The organism is Mycobacterium sp., from assembly GCF_965230835.1.
Classification (GTDB): domain Bacteria; phylum Actinomycetota; class Actinomycetes; order Mycobacteriales; family Mycobacteriaceae; genus Mycobacterium.
The window spans coordinates 3,717,401-3,734,682 of record NZ_CBDDLW010000002.1 but is presented as its reverse complement, the minus strand read 5'-3'; the positions used below and the strand labels follow the sequence as shown (position 1 = coordinate 3,734,682).

Below are 17,282 nucleotides of genomic sequence, written 5' to 3'. Positions count from 1 at the left end.
CTCCCAACTCACCGCGGATACCAGCGCTGGCAGAGTTGACACTAGTCGCGTGTCAGTTTTCGGTGGGTCACTCGGTGGGGACGGGCCGCTTCAGCGCCGAGACGTTCCACCTTGTTCTCCTCGTATGCACCGAAGTTACCCTCGAACCAGAACCACTTGGCCTCGTCATCGTCATCGCCTTCCCACGCCAGGATGTGGGTGCAAGTCCTGTCGAGGAACCATCGATCGTGCGAGATGACTACCGCACATCCGGGGAAATTCACCAGAGCGTTCTCCAACGAGCCCAGCGTCTCGACATCCAGGTCATTGGTCGGCTCGTCTAGCAGGATCAGGTTGCCGCCTTGTTTAAGGGTCAACGCCAGGTTCAGCCTGTTGCGTTCGCCGCCGGACAACACGCCCGCCGGCTTTTGCTGGTCGGGCCCCTTGAACCCGAACGCCGACACGTAAGCCCGAGACGGCACCTCGGTCTGACCGACCTCGATATGGTCTAGCCCATCCGACACCGTCTGCCACACGGTTTTCTTCGGATCGATGCCTGCACGCGACTGATCGACGTAACTCAGCTTGACGGTCTCGCCGACCTTGACGCTACCGCTATCCGGATTTTCGAGCCCGACGATGGTTTTGAACAGCGTGGTCTTTCCGACGCCGTTCGGCCCGATAACGCCGACGATGCCGTTGCGTGGCAATGTGAAGGACAGGTCCTTAATTAGGACGCGTCCTTCGTAGCCCTTATCGAGGTGATCTACCTCGACCACCACGGCCCCCAGCCGCGGCCCGACCGGGATCTGGATCTCCTCAAAGTCCAGCTTGCGGGTCTTCTCAGCCTCGGCCGCCATCTCCTCGTAGCGCTGCAGGCGCGCCTTGTTCTTGGCCTGCCGGGCTTTAGCACCAGAGCGGACCCAGGCCAGTTCCTCGGTCAATCGTTTCTGCAGCTTGGCGTCTTTGCGGCCCTGCACCGCCAGCCGCTCGGCCTTCTTTTCCAGGTAGGTCGAGTAGTTACCTTCGTACGGGTATGCGCGGCCACGATCTAGCTCGAGAATCCATTCAGCGACGTTGTCGAGAAAGTAGCGGTCGTGAGTGACCGCCAATATTGCACCCGGATAGACGGCAAGATGCTGCTCGAGCCACTGCACACTTTCTGCGTCCAAGTGGTTGGTCGGCTCGTCGAGCAACAGCAGGTCGGGCTTGGACAGCAGCAGCTTGCATAGCGCGACGCGGCGACGTTCACCGCCAGACAAGTTTGTCACCGGCTCTTCGGGCGATGGGCAACGGAGCGCGTCCATGGCCTGTTCTAGCTGGGAATCGAGGTCCCACGCGTCGGCGTGGTCAAGCTCCTCCTGCAGCTGGCCCATCTCTTCCATAAGCTCATCGGAGTAGTCGGTGGCCATTAACTCGGCGACCTCGTTGAATCGGTCCAGCTTGATCTTGATGTCGCCCAAGCCCTCTTCGACGTTGCCGCGTACGGTCTTCTCCTCGTTGAGCGGCGGCTCTTGTTGCAGGATGCCGACTGACGCCCCGGTGGCCAGAAACGCCTCCCCGTTGTTGGCCTTGTCCAGACCGGCCATGATCCGCAAGACGCTCGATTTCCCCGCGCCATTTGGGCCGACGACACCGATCTTGGCTCCGGGGAAGAAGCTCAAGGTGACGTCGTCGAGGATGACCTTGTCGCCGTGCGCCTTGCGGACCTTTTTCATCGTGTAGATGAACTCAGCCATGCCGCGGTATTGCCTTTCTGGTCTACTGGAACTATCTCGCGGACCATCCTAGGCACCGCTCGTTGGAGCTAAGCCGGTAGTGGCAGCACATCATGATCAGCGGCTACGTCACCGGCAGACGAATCGGGATTCTGTTCGCCCCTATCGACCGAGTCTGCGGCAGTACCGGCAGCCCCAGCCACGTCTGTTCCCGTTCGGATGTCCGCGGTACTCGGACCGGTATAGCTCGGCTTCTCGATACGCACGATCGCGCGTGACAGATCCGGGCCCACCGACGTGGCTCGCATTTCCAGCCCCGAACGCCGGTTGCCGGCGCGATCCTCGTATTCGCTGGTATAGACGTGGCCTACTACAATGACCGGGGCGCCCTTACCCAACGCCGCGCCCACCCCGGTAACCAGCCGGCCCCAGCAATTGACGTTAAGGAACAGCGAATCCCCCGGTTCCCACACCCCGTCGCTGGTTCGCCGGCGCGAATTGCTGGCAACTCGAAACTTGATGACTTCTTGATCACCGACCTTTCGGCGCTGTAAGTCGTTGACGATGCGGCCGACCACGGTCAACTGCGTCTCAAACATGGATTCACGTTTCCTTTCGTCGCTAGCCGAAGTGTTGCTCGTGCTTGTGCACATTCAGCGCGACATCACCGACAAAGCACACCGGCCTCGGCTACCGACAGATGCGTCGGTGGAAAAAGCCACGACTGTGGACAAGCACCCCCGCCGCTGCGCCGCCCCGACGGCACAGCCTGACCCGAGTCAGGTATGCAGCGTCCGACACACCTCGGCAACCTTCCCGCCAGCACGCACGGCAGGCTGCTCAACCGTCATTCGCCCAGCGTATGACCGAGTCCTTAGCTACTGAACCTGGTTATCCGAACGGGCTTCGCGCGCCTTGAATTCGCGGGCAACGAATTGGTTGCGGGCGACCTGCTCCACGTAGTCGAAATCGCGGAGGATTCCCTGCAATTCCCGCCGGAACGCGATCCGCCGTTGGGTGAGATCTGCTGCCGGGGCTATCAGGTCTTGATCAACGGCGACTTGGCGGGCGGTAGCAAACAGCAGCGTCGATACCGGTTCACTGGTGCGGACGCGGGCCTGGGCCACGTATTGACGCCCCACCCCGAGCGCCAAATTCGTCAGTTCCTTCGAGCCGATGTCGGCCGGCGCGTCGCGCAACACGTCGGCGACAATCTCATAGGCCTCGAAGAACACCCGCAGCATCGCGTCCGACATCAACGGCCGCTTCGCGTAGAGCATCGCGTCGATCTCGTCGCCGCCCGCGGCCACCTGCGCTTCCCAATCGTCGTGCCATGCCATCTCTTCGGCAATGTTGGCCCGGAATGCCGCCGAGTCGGCGAAATAGAAATCGAACTTCAACAGATCGCGCAGCCGCATCGCCTGTGCCCAGAAGGCCGCCATTCGGTCACCCAGACTATTCCTCGCGTGCACCAGCGCGAGTTCGACGATCGACGTCTCCAAGAAAGCATGGATGACCGAGTTCCGGTAAAACGCCGCAGCGAGTTCGTCATCGGGAGCGATGTACCACACCGGCTCCCGGCCGCTGTCGACGCGAGTTATCGGGTGTCCGTTAGACAATGCGTCCACCGCAGCCCGTACACCTTCGCGCGAACGCAGCCGCAATGCGCTCGTCGAGACTGGGGTTTTCTTGCGGTCGAGGTAATCCAACGAGTCCTGCAACGTGTGATGCAGCTGATCGAGCGTCAGCGCGACTCCGCGAGTTGTCAGCAACAGCCCAGAGACCAGGCCCGTTGCCGTTATGGGTGTAGATCGAAGAATCCGCCACGCAACTTCAAACGACATCTTCTGCAGAGCAAGACGTTTCGCGTCCTGATCATGGGTCAGCGAACCGCGCGGCGGACCGAGATACTGGCGCATCGAGACCGCCTCGGGGAAACGGACGTAGATTTTGCCGTAGTTTCGTTCGCCTTGCGCCTTGATGAAGTTATAGAGCGAGCTGAACCCCTCGGGTGTCTTCTCGGCACCGCGCGCATAGGCTGCGTACTCAGCGATCTCATGCAGCTGGTCGAAGCAGATTGAAACACCCTGCAACAAGATGTCGTCGCTGCGACCGTCAAGGTACGCATCGGCCACATAGCTCATCAGGCCAAGCTTGGGCGGCAACATCTTTCCGGTCCGTGACCGGGTGCCCTCAATAGACCAACTCAGGTTGAACCGCTTCTCGACGACGTAGCCCACGTACTCCTTGAGCACGTACCTATACAACGGATCGTCACCGATATTTCGCCGGATGAAAATCATTCCGGATCGCCGCATCAATGGACCCATAACTCCGAACGACAAGTTGATGCCGCCGAACATGTGTACTGGCGGCAACCGATTCTCCTGCATCGCCACCGGCACCACTGCGCCATCGATATAGGAACGATGCGAGAACAGCAGCACCGCCGGATGTGCTTCCAGCTCGGCACGCATGGCCGCGACTTCATACTCGTCGTAGTCATATTCGGGGTCGAATCCGCGGCTGATTAACCTGCCGAGTACGGAAATCAGATCGACAGATACCTGACTCCAGCCGGTCGCGAGTTCGTCGAGCATTTTTCCCGCCTGCTCCAGCGTGGCGCCCGGAATCTGTTTCAAGCCGGCACGAAATCGCGACGATGCCAGTATTTCCGGCTTCACCAGCCGAGGAGACTTGTATTGCGGTCCCAGAATCCGGTATTCGGCACGTGCCAGCGCGAGCAGGGCCCGGCGGCTGACAAATCGGGCGAAATCTCGTGTGTCCTCGCCGACTGTGGTGGCGCGCCATTGGTCGCGTAGCTGGGACACCTTGGCCGACTCGCCGGCGACCACCCGGGCACGCCACGGGGCGGTGCGCAGGATGCGGCGCTGCTGGCGCTGGCTGGGACGGTATGGATCGCGGCCCGGAAGCAGCGCGGCCACTTTGGCCACTTTTCCGCGGTCCGCGGGCGGCATCCAGAACACTCGCACCGGCACAACAGACCGATCTCGGCTGGATTCACCAGCCGCGTCGGTCTCAACCTCCAACTCGGTTCTAGCACCCGATTCAAGCTGCTCGACAAGCGCTGTCAGCGCTTCCGGCGGTGTATTGAGGGGCGGCAGCTTCAATATGTCGAACGTCGTCTCCGGATTGCGGGCACGCTGCTGCGCCAACCAATCCATGACCAGCTCCATCTCGACCGGCGATGCCATTGAAGCCAGCACCAGCGAGTCTTCATCGGTGAGGACTGCACTGGCATCAGCGGCCGTTTTGGTCACGGGCGTCCTTTGGGACGAGATCTCGGCGATTCGGCTGAATCGGTGTCGGCCTGTTTCGAGGCCCGAGGTTGGGAATCGGCTTTGTCAGCCGGCTTGGACACTCTCGGAGTCGCTTTTGCCGGCTTCTTCGGGCTGGCCTTTGATTGTGCCTTCTTCGCAGCGTCGCTGCCTGAGGAAGGCGCCAGAGCCTTTTTTGCAGTGGTCTTGGGCTGCGTCTTCTTCGCGCTGGCCTTATTCGCGGCCGGCACCGCGGCCTTCTTTGCGGCATCTTTCGCCGGCGGCTTCGGTTTACCGCGTTTAGCCGCGGCCTTGGCGGCGCGGGCCTGCCGGCCTTTCTTCGGCGCCGCCTTGTCGACCGCGATGTAGCCGCTGACGTCGGGCAACTCATCGACCGGCCATCCGGCCAGCGTGTCCAGGTACAGCTGGCGCACCTCGGCGATGCGATCGGGCAGCGTGTCAAGATTCCAGTCGTCGACTGGGATCGGCGGGAAGACCGCGACCTCGACGGTGCCTGGATTGATCGTCGTCGAGTTTCGAGAGGCGACAATCTCGGCATTGCGGATCACAATCGGGACAATCGGGATCTTCGCCGCCATCGCGATTCGGAAAGGCCCCTTCTTGAAGGGCCCGACTTCGGTGGTGTCCAGCCGGGTGCCTTCGGGGGCGATAACGATGGACAGCCCGTTTCTGGCGCGTTCTTCGACGGTGTGCAAGGTCTCGACCGCGGATATCGGATCGTCGCGGTCAATAAAAACGCCATCGAGCAGCTTACCCAGCGTGCCCATGATCGGGTCACTGGCCAGTTCTTTCTTGCCGACGGCGACCCAGTTGTCGCGCACCAACGCGCCAGCGATGACCGGGTCAACCTGATTGCGGTGGTTGAAGAGAAAGACCGCTGGGCGTTGCGCGGTCAGATTCTCTTTTCCGATCACATTGAGACGCACCCCGCTGGTCGCTAGCAACAGCTGGGAGAAGGTCGACGTGAAGAAGTTCACGCCGCGCCGCCGACTACCGGTCAAGACACCGATCCCTAAGGCGCCGGCCGCGACCGGAAACATCGAACTCAAACCGGCAATTGTGCGTAACTGGCGCCGAATACCCACTCCACCGCGGCTGTCGAACTTCAATATCGGCCAGCCACGGCGCTTAGCGACGGCAGCCATCTTGCCTTCGGGGTTGGTGGGCCGAGGGTTTCCCACGAGGTACATCAGCGCGACGTCTTCGTCACCGTCAGCGTAGAAGTAACTGTCTTTGAGGTCGATGTCGCGCTCGGCCGCAAACCGCTGGACCGCGGAGGCTTTTCCCGGTCCCCACAGGATCGGCTTCAAGACGCCGCCGGTAAGTAGCCCGTCCTCGTTGGTCTCGAACTTGTTGGTCAGCATGTTGGCGATCCCAAGGAAGCGGGCCACCGGGCCAACCTGGATAGTTAGCGCAGAAGAGCTGAGCACCACGGTGTGGCCGCGTGCCGCATGGGCGCGAACCAGCTCACGCATTTCCGGGTAGATCCGCGACTCGATCCGCTGGGCGAACAGTCGTTCGCCGACCTCCTCCAAATCGGTCAGAAGCCGCCCCGCCAGCGCCGAAGAAGCCTTTCCGATGAGGTCTTCAAACTCGATACGCCCGAGCTTATGGTTCAGTCCCGCCTGAACCATGCTAAGCAGCTCCCCCACGCCCATGTCGCGGCGTCGCAAACGTTCCTGGGTCAGAATGACGGCCGTGAAGCCGGCTACCAACGTGCCGTCCAGGTCGAAAAACGCACCAACTTTCGGGCCGGCAGGGCTCGCGAGAATCTCTGCGACCGAGCCAGGCAATCGCAAGTCGGGCAGCGGCTTTCGCGCCGGCGGCTCCTTCTTCTTGTCGTCGGCGGCGCTCATGAGCCCGACGCCGATCGAGACGGCCGACCAGTCGGGCGGGCAACAAACGATGCCGGCTCCGCATGTGGCGCCGGATCACCGGCCAGCGCGAGAATTTCGTCAAAACCTTCTAGGAGACATTGGGCGAAAAGCTCGTCATTTCGCACTGACGCCCGGTCGTAGCGAACCGTGATCGTGCAGAATCCGCCCCGAGATATCAACACCACCATCATCGCTACGCCCGGCAGCGGGCCAATGCCGTACTGCCGCAGTATTTTTGCACCGCAGATGTAGGTGTCGCCCGGGTAGACCGGAACATTGCTCGCCTGCACATCGGAGCCGATCACCGAGCTGGTGATTCCCTCCAGCACTGCTGTCGGCAAGACGCTCAACACCGGCGCGACAGACCCGATGATGTTCATCGCTGGCTCGTCGCGACGCTGCGTCATCTGCGCGCGAATCTTCCTCATCCGGGACACCGGGTCGACAGTGCCTACCGGCGCTGCCAGATTGACACCGGTGAACCGGTTGCCACCGGCCCCGTCAGCTTCGGCTCTCAGGTTTACCGGCACCGCCATTGGCAACGTGCTGATCGGCACGCCAAGGGCGTCGTGGTAACGGCGCAGGGCGCCGCTCAGCCCCGCGAGGTAGGCGTCGTTAATTGACCCGCCCCCGGCCTTCGCGGCCTTGTGTAAGTCGGAGAGTCGAATGTCGATCGCCTCGGTACGGGTGGTCAGGCTGCGCCGACGCAGCAACGGGGACGGCTCGGCTGCGCGGTTCATCACCCGCACGCCCGACAGCGCGTAGCCTACGATGCCCGACACAGTCGACCCCGGATCCAGAATCGCACGCCCAGCTGCTGACACTGCCCCCGACACCGCGCCCAAGACGCCACCGGCGATGGCGAAGGGCAGCTGGCCGATGCCCTGCCTCATCAGGTCGTTTGGGGAAAGATCCTGCGGAATGGGTTGCGGCGGTGTCGACCTGACTGGCGGATCCCGGTCGAGATCGTAGATCTCTGCGAACATCTCGACACCGCCTACGCCATCGGTTACCGCGTGGCTGACGTGCAGGAGCGTGGCAGCCTTGCCGTCAGCCAGACCCTCAACCAAGGTGGCTGTCCACAGCGGCCGGGAGATGTCCAGAGGTGACTGCAGGTTCACCTCTGCGAGATCGATAACTTCACGCAGCGTGCCGGGTTCGGCGACACGGACCCGGCGCACATGAAAGTCCACGTTGAAATCCGGATCCACCACCCAGCGCGGCGCAGCCGTCGGCAGGGTTGGCACGACGACTTTCTGCCGTAACCGCAGCACCCGGCGGGAGGCATTTTCGAACCTGGTCCGAAAGCGGTCCCAGTCCGGGGCGGTGTCAAGGATTTCCAACGCCATGATCCCCGACCGGGTCCGCGGATTCGCTTCGCCACGATGCATGAGATAGTCGACGGGACCTAGTTCGTCGGATAGCCCGTCGGCCTCGACAAACTCAGCCATGGCCACGCCCCCGCCGGCGCCGGGCAACTCGATGCGCCAATCCTGTCACCGCCGATCAAGCCTCCTGCTCCGGACTCGCAAACCCAACTGCCATTACAACGCTAGTCGTGTTGACCCGGCGGTGAAAGCCGCTTGCCGCTGGGGATCTACTCATCCGACGCGCCGGCCGCAAGCTCACACATCGTGCCGAGCGCCCGAGGTAGACACGTCTCGAAATTGCGTCGCGCTACGTGGGCTCGCGGCGCGCCGAGCTCAGCTAGCCGGCGATGATGCGGACAGTGGCACCGAGTCCATTCGCGAGTCAGCACGTTGCCCATAGACCACACCGAGAAAGTCCGAGACGGCATCGGCAACTATGCGTGATCGGACGGTGGCGGCTATATCGAAGGCATGGTGGGCGTTGGGCAACTCGGCATACGACACAATCGAGGCTCCGGCCTGACGAAGCGCGGCGCAAAAGGCTTGCGCTTGCGTGCTGGGCACCATTGGGTCCTTTTCACCGTGCAGTATGAAGAACGGCGGAGCCGCGCTGTGTGCGTGCGAAATAGGTGAGGCCGCCTCGAACAGCTCAGGGGTCTCGGCGTAGCGGCTGCGCATCACGAAATGTTCCAGGAACGGCAGCATTAGTTCATGCATGTTTTCGACGTTTGTCAGGTCGTAGACACCGTAGTACGGCGCCGCCGCCTGGACGGTCGTGTCAGCTTTTTCGAAACCCGGCTGAAGCGCCGGGTCGTTGGCGGTGAGGGCGGCGAGCGAAGCTAGGTGTGCGCCCGCAGACCCGCCGGTGATCGCAATGAAGTCCGAGTCTCCGCCGTAATCGGCGATGTTCTCACGAACCCACGCGATCGCCCTTTTCACGTCGACAATGTGCGCCGGCCAGGCGCTACGCGGACTCTTGCTGTAGTTGATCGAGACGCAGATCCAACCGAGTTCGACCATCCGGCTCATCAAGGTGTATCCCTGAGGGCGTTTGCCGTTGACGGACCAGGCCCCACCGGGAACCTGCACCAAGACCGGCGCGCGGGAACCGGGCGCCAGATCATGCCGTCGCCACACGTCGAGCAAGTTGTCGCGCCCTCCCGGGCCGTAGGAGATGTCTGAGGTCTGTGCCGCATACCGGCGATGGGGACCAGGCATCTGCAATAGCCCACCGGGCTTGCCACAATCGGAGTCCTCACACGTCGGATGACACACCAGGTCGCGAAAGCCCCGGCCCAACGCATCCTCAAGCGCCGAGCCAAGGATCTGATCTGACCGCTGCGCCGCCCACGTCGTCGCAACCCGACCAATTGCCGACGGCGTTACCCGCGACAAGGCATGCCCGGTCAGCACATGGGGTGGAAACTCTGAGGCCAGCCAGCCGGCTAGCCAACCGACAGCGAACGGCGAGCCACGCAACAACAGTTTGGCTGATCGGTAGGTGTCTCTGGCGTCCGCACCCAGCTGCACTCCCTGGTGGAATGCCTCAGCGCCGACTCGCGAACACTGCGAAGTCAAACTGGCTAAGCCCATACCAAAGCCCACCCCTCGACGTCAGCCACACGCATCGTTGCGGTTAACGGCTCATTACGAGCCGGTTTGTACGTGTGTCGAGGATCACACCTTAACCGATCGTCGACGCCAGGAAAGACATTTCGCATGCGATTTGGCACCGGAACCGTTCGAGGACGCCATTAGATAGACTGACCTGCGCATTGCCTCCGTAGCTCAGGTGGATAGAGCAAGGGCCTTCTAATCCCTAGGTCGCACGTTCGAGTCGTGCCGGGGGCACCAACGCTTTATGCAGTTCAACACATATAAATATATGCGCGGATGAGTTCGCCGCAGCCAAGCTCGGCACGTTTTCTGTCGACACTGCGTCATCAACACGCCGGCCGTTGCACCGACTGAGCGGGACCGCCAGCTAATTCTTGAGCCAACTCAGCTCAGCCATGCCTACCCCCAAGAACTCCGCTGGCGCGACAAAGCCGCCAGAGGTTCCACAGCGGAGGTCTGCCCAACTGCGGCAGTGGCCGTAGCCACGAGAACGCGCCTGCAGTAGCGCAGCGTGTCGGCAGCTCATCACCGCACGAAATGTTCTACGGATAGCGCGACGCCCATGAGGATCATCGTCACGCCCGAAGCCCGGCTGACCGCCCGGGCCGCCTCCGGTCGAGTCCGTAGGATACGCCGCGCGGTGGCACCCACACCGGCATAGACCCCACACAAGTTAACAATGTGCACCAAGCCCAATATGGCGATTTGCACGGCGAAAGGCCACACCGCCTTGCTGACGATGAACTGCGGCAGCAGAACCACCAACAGCAACAACACCTTGGGATTCAGGCCGCTGATACCTGCGCCCTTGGCCGCGCGCCGCAACCACGACACGCCCGCCTGACCGGCGTCCGCCCGCGGCGTTGGCGGATGCCGAACTGTCGAGATTCCCAGCCACAACAGGTACAACGATCCGACCAAAGTCAGAACCGACAGCACGGTTGGCGAACTGGCCACCGCGGTCGCCAACCCGGCTGCGACCAACCCGGTCAAGGCCATATGGCCAACCAGCAAGCCACAGGTCGAAGGCAGTATCGCGCCGCCGGCCATGCTCGCCGCGATCACGTAAGCCCAATCCGCACCTGGTACCAACGTCAGCGCCATCGAAACCAGCCAGAACGCAGCGATACTGCTGAACGCCATGACCTACCTACCCCGCTCTAGTTGCCCATTCCGCTCGTTCGGTCTACGTCCCAGACTTCAAGCCTCGTACCGGGAAATGTTAGGCACCATTAGCGAGCAAGTGTTTCCATAATTTCGCTGATTAGCCGCTATCCGTGGAATGATCTTCCTCATGGACGACATTGATCGGAAGATCCTTTCAGAGCTTCAGAAGGACGGCCGTCAGACACTCACCGAGCTAGCCCGCAGAGTGCGACTGAGCAATTCGCCGTGTCACCGCCGCCTTCACGCGCTGGAACACTCCGGTGCGATCACCGGGTATCACGCGCAACGGTGGCGTCTTAGGACTGGTGTAAAAACGCTGGGCGCATGTTCCTGGTGGTCATGTTACGCGGCGGTGGTGTCGGTCGTGGTTGTTGTGGTGGGGGGATGCAGTGGGCGGGGTGGCTCGAGCAGTTGGTGGCGTAGTTCTTGGAGGTGGCGGCTGGTCGCTGATGTTTGGGTGACTCCGCGCCAGCCGCGGCTGGCGCGGTCGAGGACGGCCCATACCAGCGACAGACAGCTGGTTTCGCCGGGTAGGCGGCCGATGACCTTGACCCGGCGACGGGATTCTCCGAAGGTGCGTTCGATGAGGTTGGAATGGCGGATGCGTGTCCAGTGTTGGCGGGGGAAGCGCAAATGCACGCTCAGCGAGGCGAAGTCGTTGGCCAGGCAAGCGACCGCGGCTGGGTAGAGCCCGCGGTATGTGGTGGTGAACTCCTCGGCGCGGCGGGTGGCTTCATCCACGGCCTGCTGGCCGGGTGGCTGGTCAATGTCATCGAAGATCGACCAGAACGCGGCTTTGATCTCGTCCTGGACCGCGACAGGTGTCTTGGCGATGACGTTACGGCAGCGATGGATCAGACACCGCTGACGCAGGCTTGCCGGAAACGTGGTCTCCCATGCGGCGATCAGGCCCGGCGCCCCGTCGGAGATGCCCAGTAGCGGCGGGCGTAGTCCCCGGTTCCTCAGGTCAGCCAAGAAGCCGGCCCACGCATCAGCCGACTCCGCTGCGGCTGGGGCCAGCCCAATAAACAGGGGCTTGCCGTCGGTGCAGATGCCCCAGGCGGCCAGCACCGGCTCGGCCGGGGCGTTGGGATGCATCCGAAAGTTCGAGGCATCCAAGAACAGGTAGTCCAACACCAGCTCATCAAGGCGTCGAGACGACCACGCAGCGAACTCGTCTTTGATGGCCGCACAAATCCGGCTCACCGTCGAGCGCGACAACGCCGCCTACGAGCCCAGCACCTCGGCCAACGCGGCCTCGATGTCGCGATCCGACAAACCGCGCACCCATCCCGAAATCACCAACGCCTCCAGAGCGTGGGTGCGCGTCACCCCGGCACCGAATAGCCGCGAACAGAACCGCTCGTCGGTGTCGCGTAGTTTCGGGCGGCATAATTCGACCGAGCCCATCGTGGTCTTCACCGTCGCCGGCGGTTGATACCCATTGCGGTACCCGCCCGGGCCGTCCTGAACCCGACGCTGGTGACGGGCTCGGCCCAACACTGCTTCTACCTCGGCCTCCACGGCGACCTGAAACACCAGACGCACCGATAACCGCCCGACCTCCTCCAAAATCTCGGTCAACGGCCGCTCGGTCGCGGCGAACAACTGATCCATCTCAACACGCACACGCTCAATCGGCGATACTCGCTTGGTCACGGGCGTAGCCCCTCCTTCATAGCTTTCGTCGGTTGCGACGGAACCTACGCCCGTGACCATTTACACCAGCGATGAGACGCGACCCGCAACTCAACGCCGCCGCTCTCGGACTGACCTTCGAAGCCCTCGTCTTTGTCACCATGCGCTACGAAGACCGCGACACCGTTGCTGCCTTCGAAGAAGCCGTCGCACAGATCCCTTACGTGCTCTCCGCCCAGAGGCTTTTCGGCGACCCCGACTTCCTGCTGCGCGTTGTGGCCCGCGACCAAACTGCCTACCAACAGCTCTACGACGAGCACATTGCTACGCTGCCCGGCATCGGACGACTCGGCTCTAGCCTGATCATGAAAAACATCGTCGATGCGCGTCCATTGCCCATATGATCGGCAGTCCCACGAGGCGGGCGTTGCCCTTGCCTCCAGCCCATACGCATGCCTAGTTCGGATTTTTGGCTAGCTCCATAGCTGGGACGCTGAGACTAGGCCGGCGCATCCGAAATTTGGCCTAAGCAGCCGGACACACCAGATGCGGGCTTGGCGGGATTGCGTCTGAGGAGTGGCCTACACCGCCCGGGGCCGCCGTTCGTGCTAGTCACGAGCCAACCGTTGTGGCGTGTTCGTGCGCTCTAACTCCAGCAGCAGCCCAACGTTTGCGCCGAAACTCAAGTGAGGCGCGAGCGCCGAATCTAGCGCAGTTATGCCCTCTCGCCGCGACTCTGGTCGAAATCCAATATCGCGCACTTTCAATCGCCCGCGTCGCGCATGCCACTTTCACCGACAAGCTCCCGCTAGCCAAACTGGCTGTGACATTTGGCATAGGTTCTGCCACGCGGCGTCACGTAGAATATCGAAAAGACGGTTGTACCTTCCCGAACCAGCGGGTCAATGCCGGCTCTTGATCAGAACGAACCGGACTCTAGATTCCCCTCGGGACGGTTCGTCTAATGACACCTCATCGCCGCGGCGCATTAACTAGTTCTGATCATCGCTTGGAATCGGCTATGTTGATTCAAAGGTATAAGGGAGTCGAAATGAAGTTCAGACTCGCTCGTCTTGGTGCTGCGACATTCGGTTGTGCTGCTGCCCTTATGTTCTCTACTGCGGTCGCTAGCGCTGATCCACCGGACCCAAACAACCCGGGCACACCTGCTAGCGCGGATTCACCTGACCCGCACAAGCCGGACATCACAAAGGGCTACTGTCCAGGTGGCCGTTGGGGCTGGGGTAGTTTGGGCGTGTGCGACGGGGTGAAATACCCTGACGGGTCTTTTTGGCATCAGTGGATGCGGACCTGGGCTACTGGTCCTCAGTTTTACTACGACTGCGTCGGGGGCGACGAACCTCTCCCGGGACCACCACCACCCGGAGGCTGCGACGGGGCGATTCCGCCGGCGTAGCCCGCACCCTCCACAATGACGGTGTAGCCCCCGCTTTCCCCGCAGGATCCCGACTCATCCTGATCCACGGACCACACGGCAGCACTTTGTCGTGATAACGGTCCGCCACAGAGGGCAAACGACTGCGGTTTTGTATTGCCTTGGAATCCGTCGGGTAAGGGTCGCTTCGAAAAATAGCCGTCGGCAGGCGGATGCATTCGGCCTTTACGCCATTGTGATCAAACGAGCCTTTTGTTGGGCGAGAAAAGGATTTATGAGGTCGACCACAACCCAGTGCCTTGCCTCATCCACGCCGACTATTACGCCGAGGTTGTAAATAGCGCCGTCAAGACGAACCGTTACCGGAGAGCCAAGCGCCCACCGTTTAATGGGCCTGTCGGTTTCATCCGCAGCCACCACCACCCTCGCAACACCATCGGGCAAATTTTTCAATTCTGGTGTAACCAATGGGTTGAGCACGTGCCCGGTCACAACCACTCCGTCAACGTTGCTCCACTTTGCAGCCGCACCACGCTGTGTGATCGGCTGCGTCGCCTGAACAATTGCGCTTGTCGGTCTAACACCGGTGCTGCGCAACGTGACATCGTGGGGTCGCGTCTCATCGCTGGTGTAAATGGTCACGGGCGTAGGTTCCGTCGCAACCGACGAAAGCTATGAAGGAGGGGCTACGCCCGTGACCAAGCGAGTATCGCCGATTGAGCGTGTGCGTGTTGAGATGGATCAGTTGTTCGCCGCGACCGAGCGGCCGTTGACCGAGATTTTGGAGGAGGTCGGGCGGTTATCGGTGCGTCTGGTGTTTCAGGTCGCCGTGGAGGCCGAGGTAGAAGCAGTGTTGGGCCGAGCCCGTCACCAGCGTCGGGTTCAGGACGGCCCGGGCGGGTACCGCAATGGGTATCAACCGCCGGCGACGGTGAAGACCACGATGGGCTCGGTCGAATTATGCCGCCCGAAACTACGCGACACCGACGAGCGGTTCTGTTCGCGGCTATTCGGTGCCGGGGTGACGCGCACCCACGCTCTGGAGGCGTTGGTGATTTCGGGATGGGTGCGCGGTTTGTCGGATCGCGACATCGAGGCCGCGTTGGCCGAGGTGCTGGGCTCGCAGGCGGCGTTGTCGCGCTCGACGGTGAGCCGGATTTGTGCGGCCATCAAAGACGAGTTCGCTGCGTGGTCGTCTCGACGCCTTGATGAGCTGGTGTTGGACTACCTGTTCTTGGATGCCTCGAACTTTCGGATGCATCCCAACGCCCCGGCCGAGCCGGTGCTGGCCGCCTGGGGCATCTGCACCGACGGCAAGCCCCTGTTTATTGGGCTGGCCCCAGCCGCAGCGGAGTCGGCTGATGCGTGGGCCGACTTCTTGGCTGACCTGAGGAACCGGGGACTACGCCCGCCGCTACTGGGCATCTCCGACGGGGCGCCGGGCCTGATCGCCGCATGGGAGACCACGTTTCCGGCAAGCCTGCGTCAGCGGTGTCTGATCCATCGCTGCCGTAACGTCATCGCCAAGACACCTGTCGCGGTCCAGGACGAGATCAAAGCCGCGTTCTGGTCGATCTTCGATGACATTGACCAGCCACCCGGCCAGCAGGCCGTGGATGAAGCCACCCGCCGCGCCGAGGAGTTCACCACCACATACCGCGGGCTCTACCCAGCCGCGGTCGCTTGCCTGGCCAACGACTTCGCCTCGCTGAGCGTGCATTTGCGCTTCCCCCGCCAACACTGGACACGCATCCGCCATTCCAACCTCATCGAACGCACCTTCGGAGAATCCCGTCGCCGGGTCAAGGTCATCGGCCGCCTACCCGGCGAAACCAGCTGTCTGTCGCTGGTATGGGCCGTCCTCGACCGCGCCAGCCGCGGCTGGCGCGGAGTCACCCAAACATCAGCGACCAGCCGCCACCTCCAAGAACTACGCCACCAACTGCTCGAGCCACCCCGCCCACTGCATCCCCCCACCACAACAACCACGACCGACACCACCGCCGCGTAACATGACCACCAGGAACATGCGCCCAGCGTTTTTACACCAGTCCTAAGACGCCACCTCGTGTGGCGAACTGATTCCGGCAGAGTCTCGCCAGGTGCCTATTCATCCGCTAACAATCTGACACCGCAACGGCGTCCGCCACACCCCATACGACCTCACGAGCAATGGGTCTCTTGTTCGAGTCACGCCGAACTCGCTCGATGAGACTTGTGTGGCGTGGCACAAGGGACACGGTGGGCGCTGCTGGATGCCTCGACATCGCGGCCCAACCAGGCGACGTACTCTGACGACATCTAATGGTGTCGCAGCCCGCGAGAGCAAGCTGCCGTCCAGCGAGGCGTCCGACATCAATTCGCCAGCGATAGCGAAACCGAACTGCGGAGGTGCCCATGGCTCACGCCGACCTCGTTCTGTTCAGCGTCTGCGATCGAGTCGCACTCATCACCATCAACGACCCCGATCGGCGTAACGCCGTCACTGATCAGATCTCCGCTCAGCTGCGCGCTGGCGTCGAACGCGCCGAGGCCGACCCGAATGTGCACGCCCTCGTTGTCACGGGGGCAGGCACGGCATTTTGCGCCGGCGCCGACCTGAGTGCTCTGAGCGCTGGGGTCGGCGGCGAGACCGAGCCAGGACTGCTGCGGCTCTACGACGGTTTCATGGCCGTCGGCAGTTGCAGCCTGCCGACCATTGCCGCAGTCAACGGTCCCGCTGTCGGCGCTGGACTGAATCTTGCCCTGGCCGCGGATGTACGCATCGCCGGGCCGGCCGCGGTATTCGACGCCCGCTTCCAGAAGCTGGGCATACATCCTGGCGGGGGCGCCACCTGGATGCTGCACCGGGCAGTGGGCCCACAAGTCGCGCGGGCAGCCTTGTTGTTCGGCATGCGCTTCGACGCCGAGTCCGCCGTGCGGCACGGACTGGCACTATCTGTTGCCGAAGATCCTGTCGTCGCGGCCCTCGAACTAGCTGCCGGGCCCGCAACCGCACCACGCGAGATGGTGCTGGCTACTAAGGCAACCATGCGCACCACGGCCAGCTTGGGCTCGCTCGACAGCGACCAACACGAACACGCCAAAGATCTCGAACTTCGACCACAAGCGATATCGATACGGTCACCGGATTTCGTTGCTCGATTGGCAGCAGCACGGCGCAAATAGCAACGGCCGGGACAACCTGAAACGCTCCAAAAGCCGCTTGAACCCACCGCCGT

The 17,282-nt window shown here is 62.2% G+C and carries 12 protein-coding genes, 1 tRNA gene and 2 pseudogenes; 6 read left to right on the top strand and 9 right to left on the bottom strand.

The features are described 5' to 3' along the window. Positions 1-41 precede the first annotated feature (41 nt). The 6 genes from ettA to ACO07W_RS17485 all read right to left on the bottom strand — a co-directional run bounded on the left by ettA (position 42) and on the right by ACO07W_RS17485 (position 9,836). Complete coding sequence (gene ettA / locus ACO07W_RS17510) at positions 42-1,718, bottom strand: energy-dependent translational throttle protein EttA (RefSeq protein ID WP_421844992.1); 1,677 nt, start codon at positions 1,716-1,718, stop codon at positions 42-44. Positions 1,719-1,786: 68 nt separating this feature from the next. Next, the gene (locus ACO07W_RS17505; protein ID WP_421844991.1) at positions 1,787-2,296 is read right to left on the bottom strand and encodes a single-stranded DNA-binding protein; all 510 of its coding nucleotides are present in this window, start codon (positions 2,294-2,296) and stop codon (positions 1,787-1,789) included. Positions 2,297-2,575: 279 nt separating this feature from the next. Next, a complete protein-coding gene (locus tag ACO07W_RS17500; protein WP_421844990.1) occupies positions 2,576-4,978 on the bottom strand; it encodes a glycerol-3-phosphate 1-O-acyltransferase in 2,403 nt (800 codons plus the stop codon). Beyond that, entirely contained in the window at positions 4,975-6,852 is a 1,878-nt protein-coding gene (locus ACO07W_RS17495; protein WP_421844989.1) for an HAD-IB family hydrolase, read from the bottom strand. Before ACO07W_RS17495 ends, ACO07W_RS17500 begins: the two co-directional genes overlap by 4 nt. Continuing rightward, complete coding sequence (locus ACO07W_RS17490; RefSeq protein WP_421844988.1) at positions 6,849-8,324, bottom strand: WS/DGAT/MGAT family O-acyltransferase; 1,476 nt, start codon at positions 8,322-8,324, stop codon at positions 6,849-6,851. Before ACO07W_RS17490 ends, ACO07W_RS17495 begins: the two co-directional genes overlap by 4 nt. Positions 8,325-8,576: 252 nt before the next feature. Continuing rightward, on the bottom strand, positions 8,577-9,836 hold the full coding sequence (locus ACO07W_RS17485) for an alpha/beta hydrolase fold domain-containing protein (protein ID WP_421844987.1): 1,260 nt from the start codon (positions 9,834-9,836) through the stop codon (positions 8,577-8,579). Between the two features lie 184 nt (positions 9,837-10,020). Between ACO07W_RS17485 and ACO07W_RS17480 the strand changes: the two genes are divergently transcribed. Continuing rightward, a tRNA-Arg gene (locus ACO07W_RS17480) sits at positions 10,021-10,097 on the top strand. A 288-nt stretch (positions 10,098-10,385) separates the two neighbouring features. Here the strand turns inward: ACO07W_RS17480 and ACO07W_RS17475 are convergent. After that, a complete protein-coding gene (locus ACO07W_RS17475; RefSeq protein ID WP_421844986.1) occupies positions 10,386-11,003 on the bottom strand; it encodes a LysE family translocator in 618 nt (205 codons plus the stop codon). Positions 11,004-11,142: 139 nt separating this feature from the next. Here ACO07W_RS17475 and ACO07W_RS17470 point away from each other — a divergent pair. After that, positions 11,143-11,283, top strand: a pseudogene (locus tag ACO07W_RS17470) (AsnC family transcriptional regulator); the annotation flags it as partial. Positions 11,284-11,369: 86 nt separating this feature from the next. On the opposite strand, the pseudogene ACO07W_RS17465 reads toward ACO07W_RS17470, so the two are convergent. Continuing rightward, positions 11,370-12,644, bottom strand: a pseudogene (locus tag ACO07W_RS17465) (IS256 family transposase). 113 nt (positions 12,645-12,757) lie between these two features. Here ACO07W_RS17465 and ACO07W_RS17460 point away from each other — a divergent pair. Together ACO07W_RS17460 and ACO07W_RS17455 are read left to right on the top strand one after the other, a co-directional pair. Continuing rightward, the gene (locus ACO07W_RS17460) at positions 12,758-13,069 is read left to right on the top strand and encodes an Lrp/AsnC family transcriptional regulator (protein ID WP_421844985.1); all 312 of its coding nucleotides are present in this window, start codon (positions 12,758-12,760) and stop codon (positions 13,067-13,069) included. 647 nt (positions 13,070-13,716) lie between these two features. Continuing rightward, positions 13,717-14,082: a hypothetical protein gene (locus tag ACO07W_RS17455; protein ID WP_421844984.1), complete on the top strand. Its 366-nt coding sequence runs from the start codon at positions 13,717-13,719 to the stop codon at positions 14,080-14,082. A gap of 204 nt (positions 14,083-14,286) precedes the next feature. Here ACO07W_RS17455 and ACO07W_RS17450 read toward each other — a convergent pair whose 3' ends face one another. After that, positions 14,287-14,703, bottom strand: coding sequence for a hypothetical protein (locus ACO07W_RS17450; protein ID WP_421844983.1), 417 nt, complete (start codon positions 14,701-14,703; stop codon positions 14,287-14,289). Positions 14,704-14,797: 94 nt separating this feature from the next. On the opposite strand from ACO07W_RS17450, the gene ACO07W_RS17445 reads away from it, so the two are divergent. Continuing rightward, positions 14,798-16,072: an IS256 family transposase gene (locus ACO07W_RS17445; RefSeq protein ID WP_421840071.1), complete on the top strand. Its 1,275-nt coding sequence runs from the start codon at positions 14,798-14,800 to the stop codon at positions 16,070-16,072. Positions 16,073-16,458: 386 nt separating this feature from the next. Further along, positions 16,459-17,229: an enoyl-CoA hydratase gene (locus ACO07W_RS17440; protein ID WP_421844982.1), complete on the top strand. Its 771-nt coding sequence runs from the start codon at positions 16,459-16,461 to the stop codon at positions 17,227-17,229. Positions 17,230-17,282 lie beyond the last annotated feature (53 nt).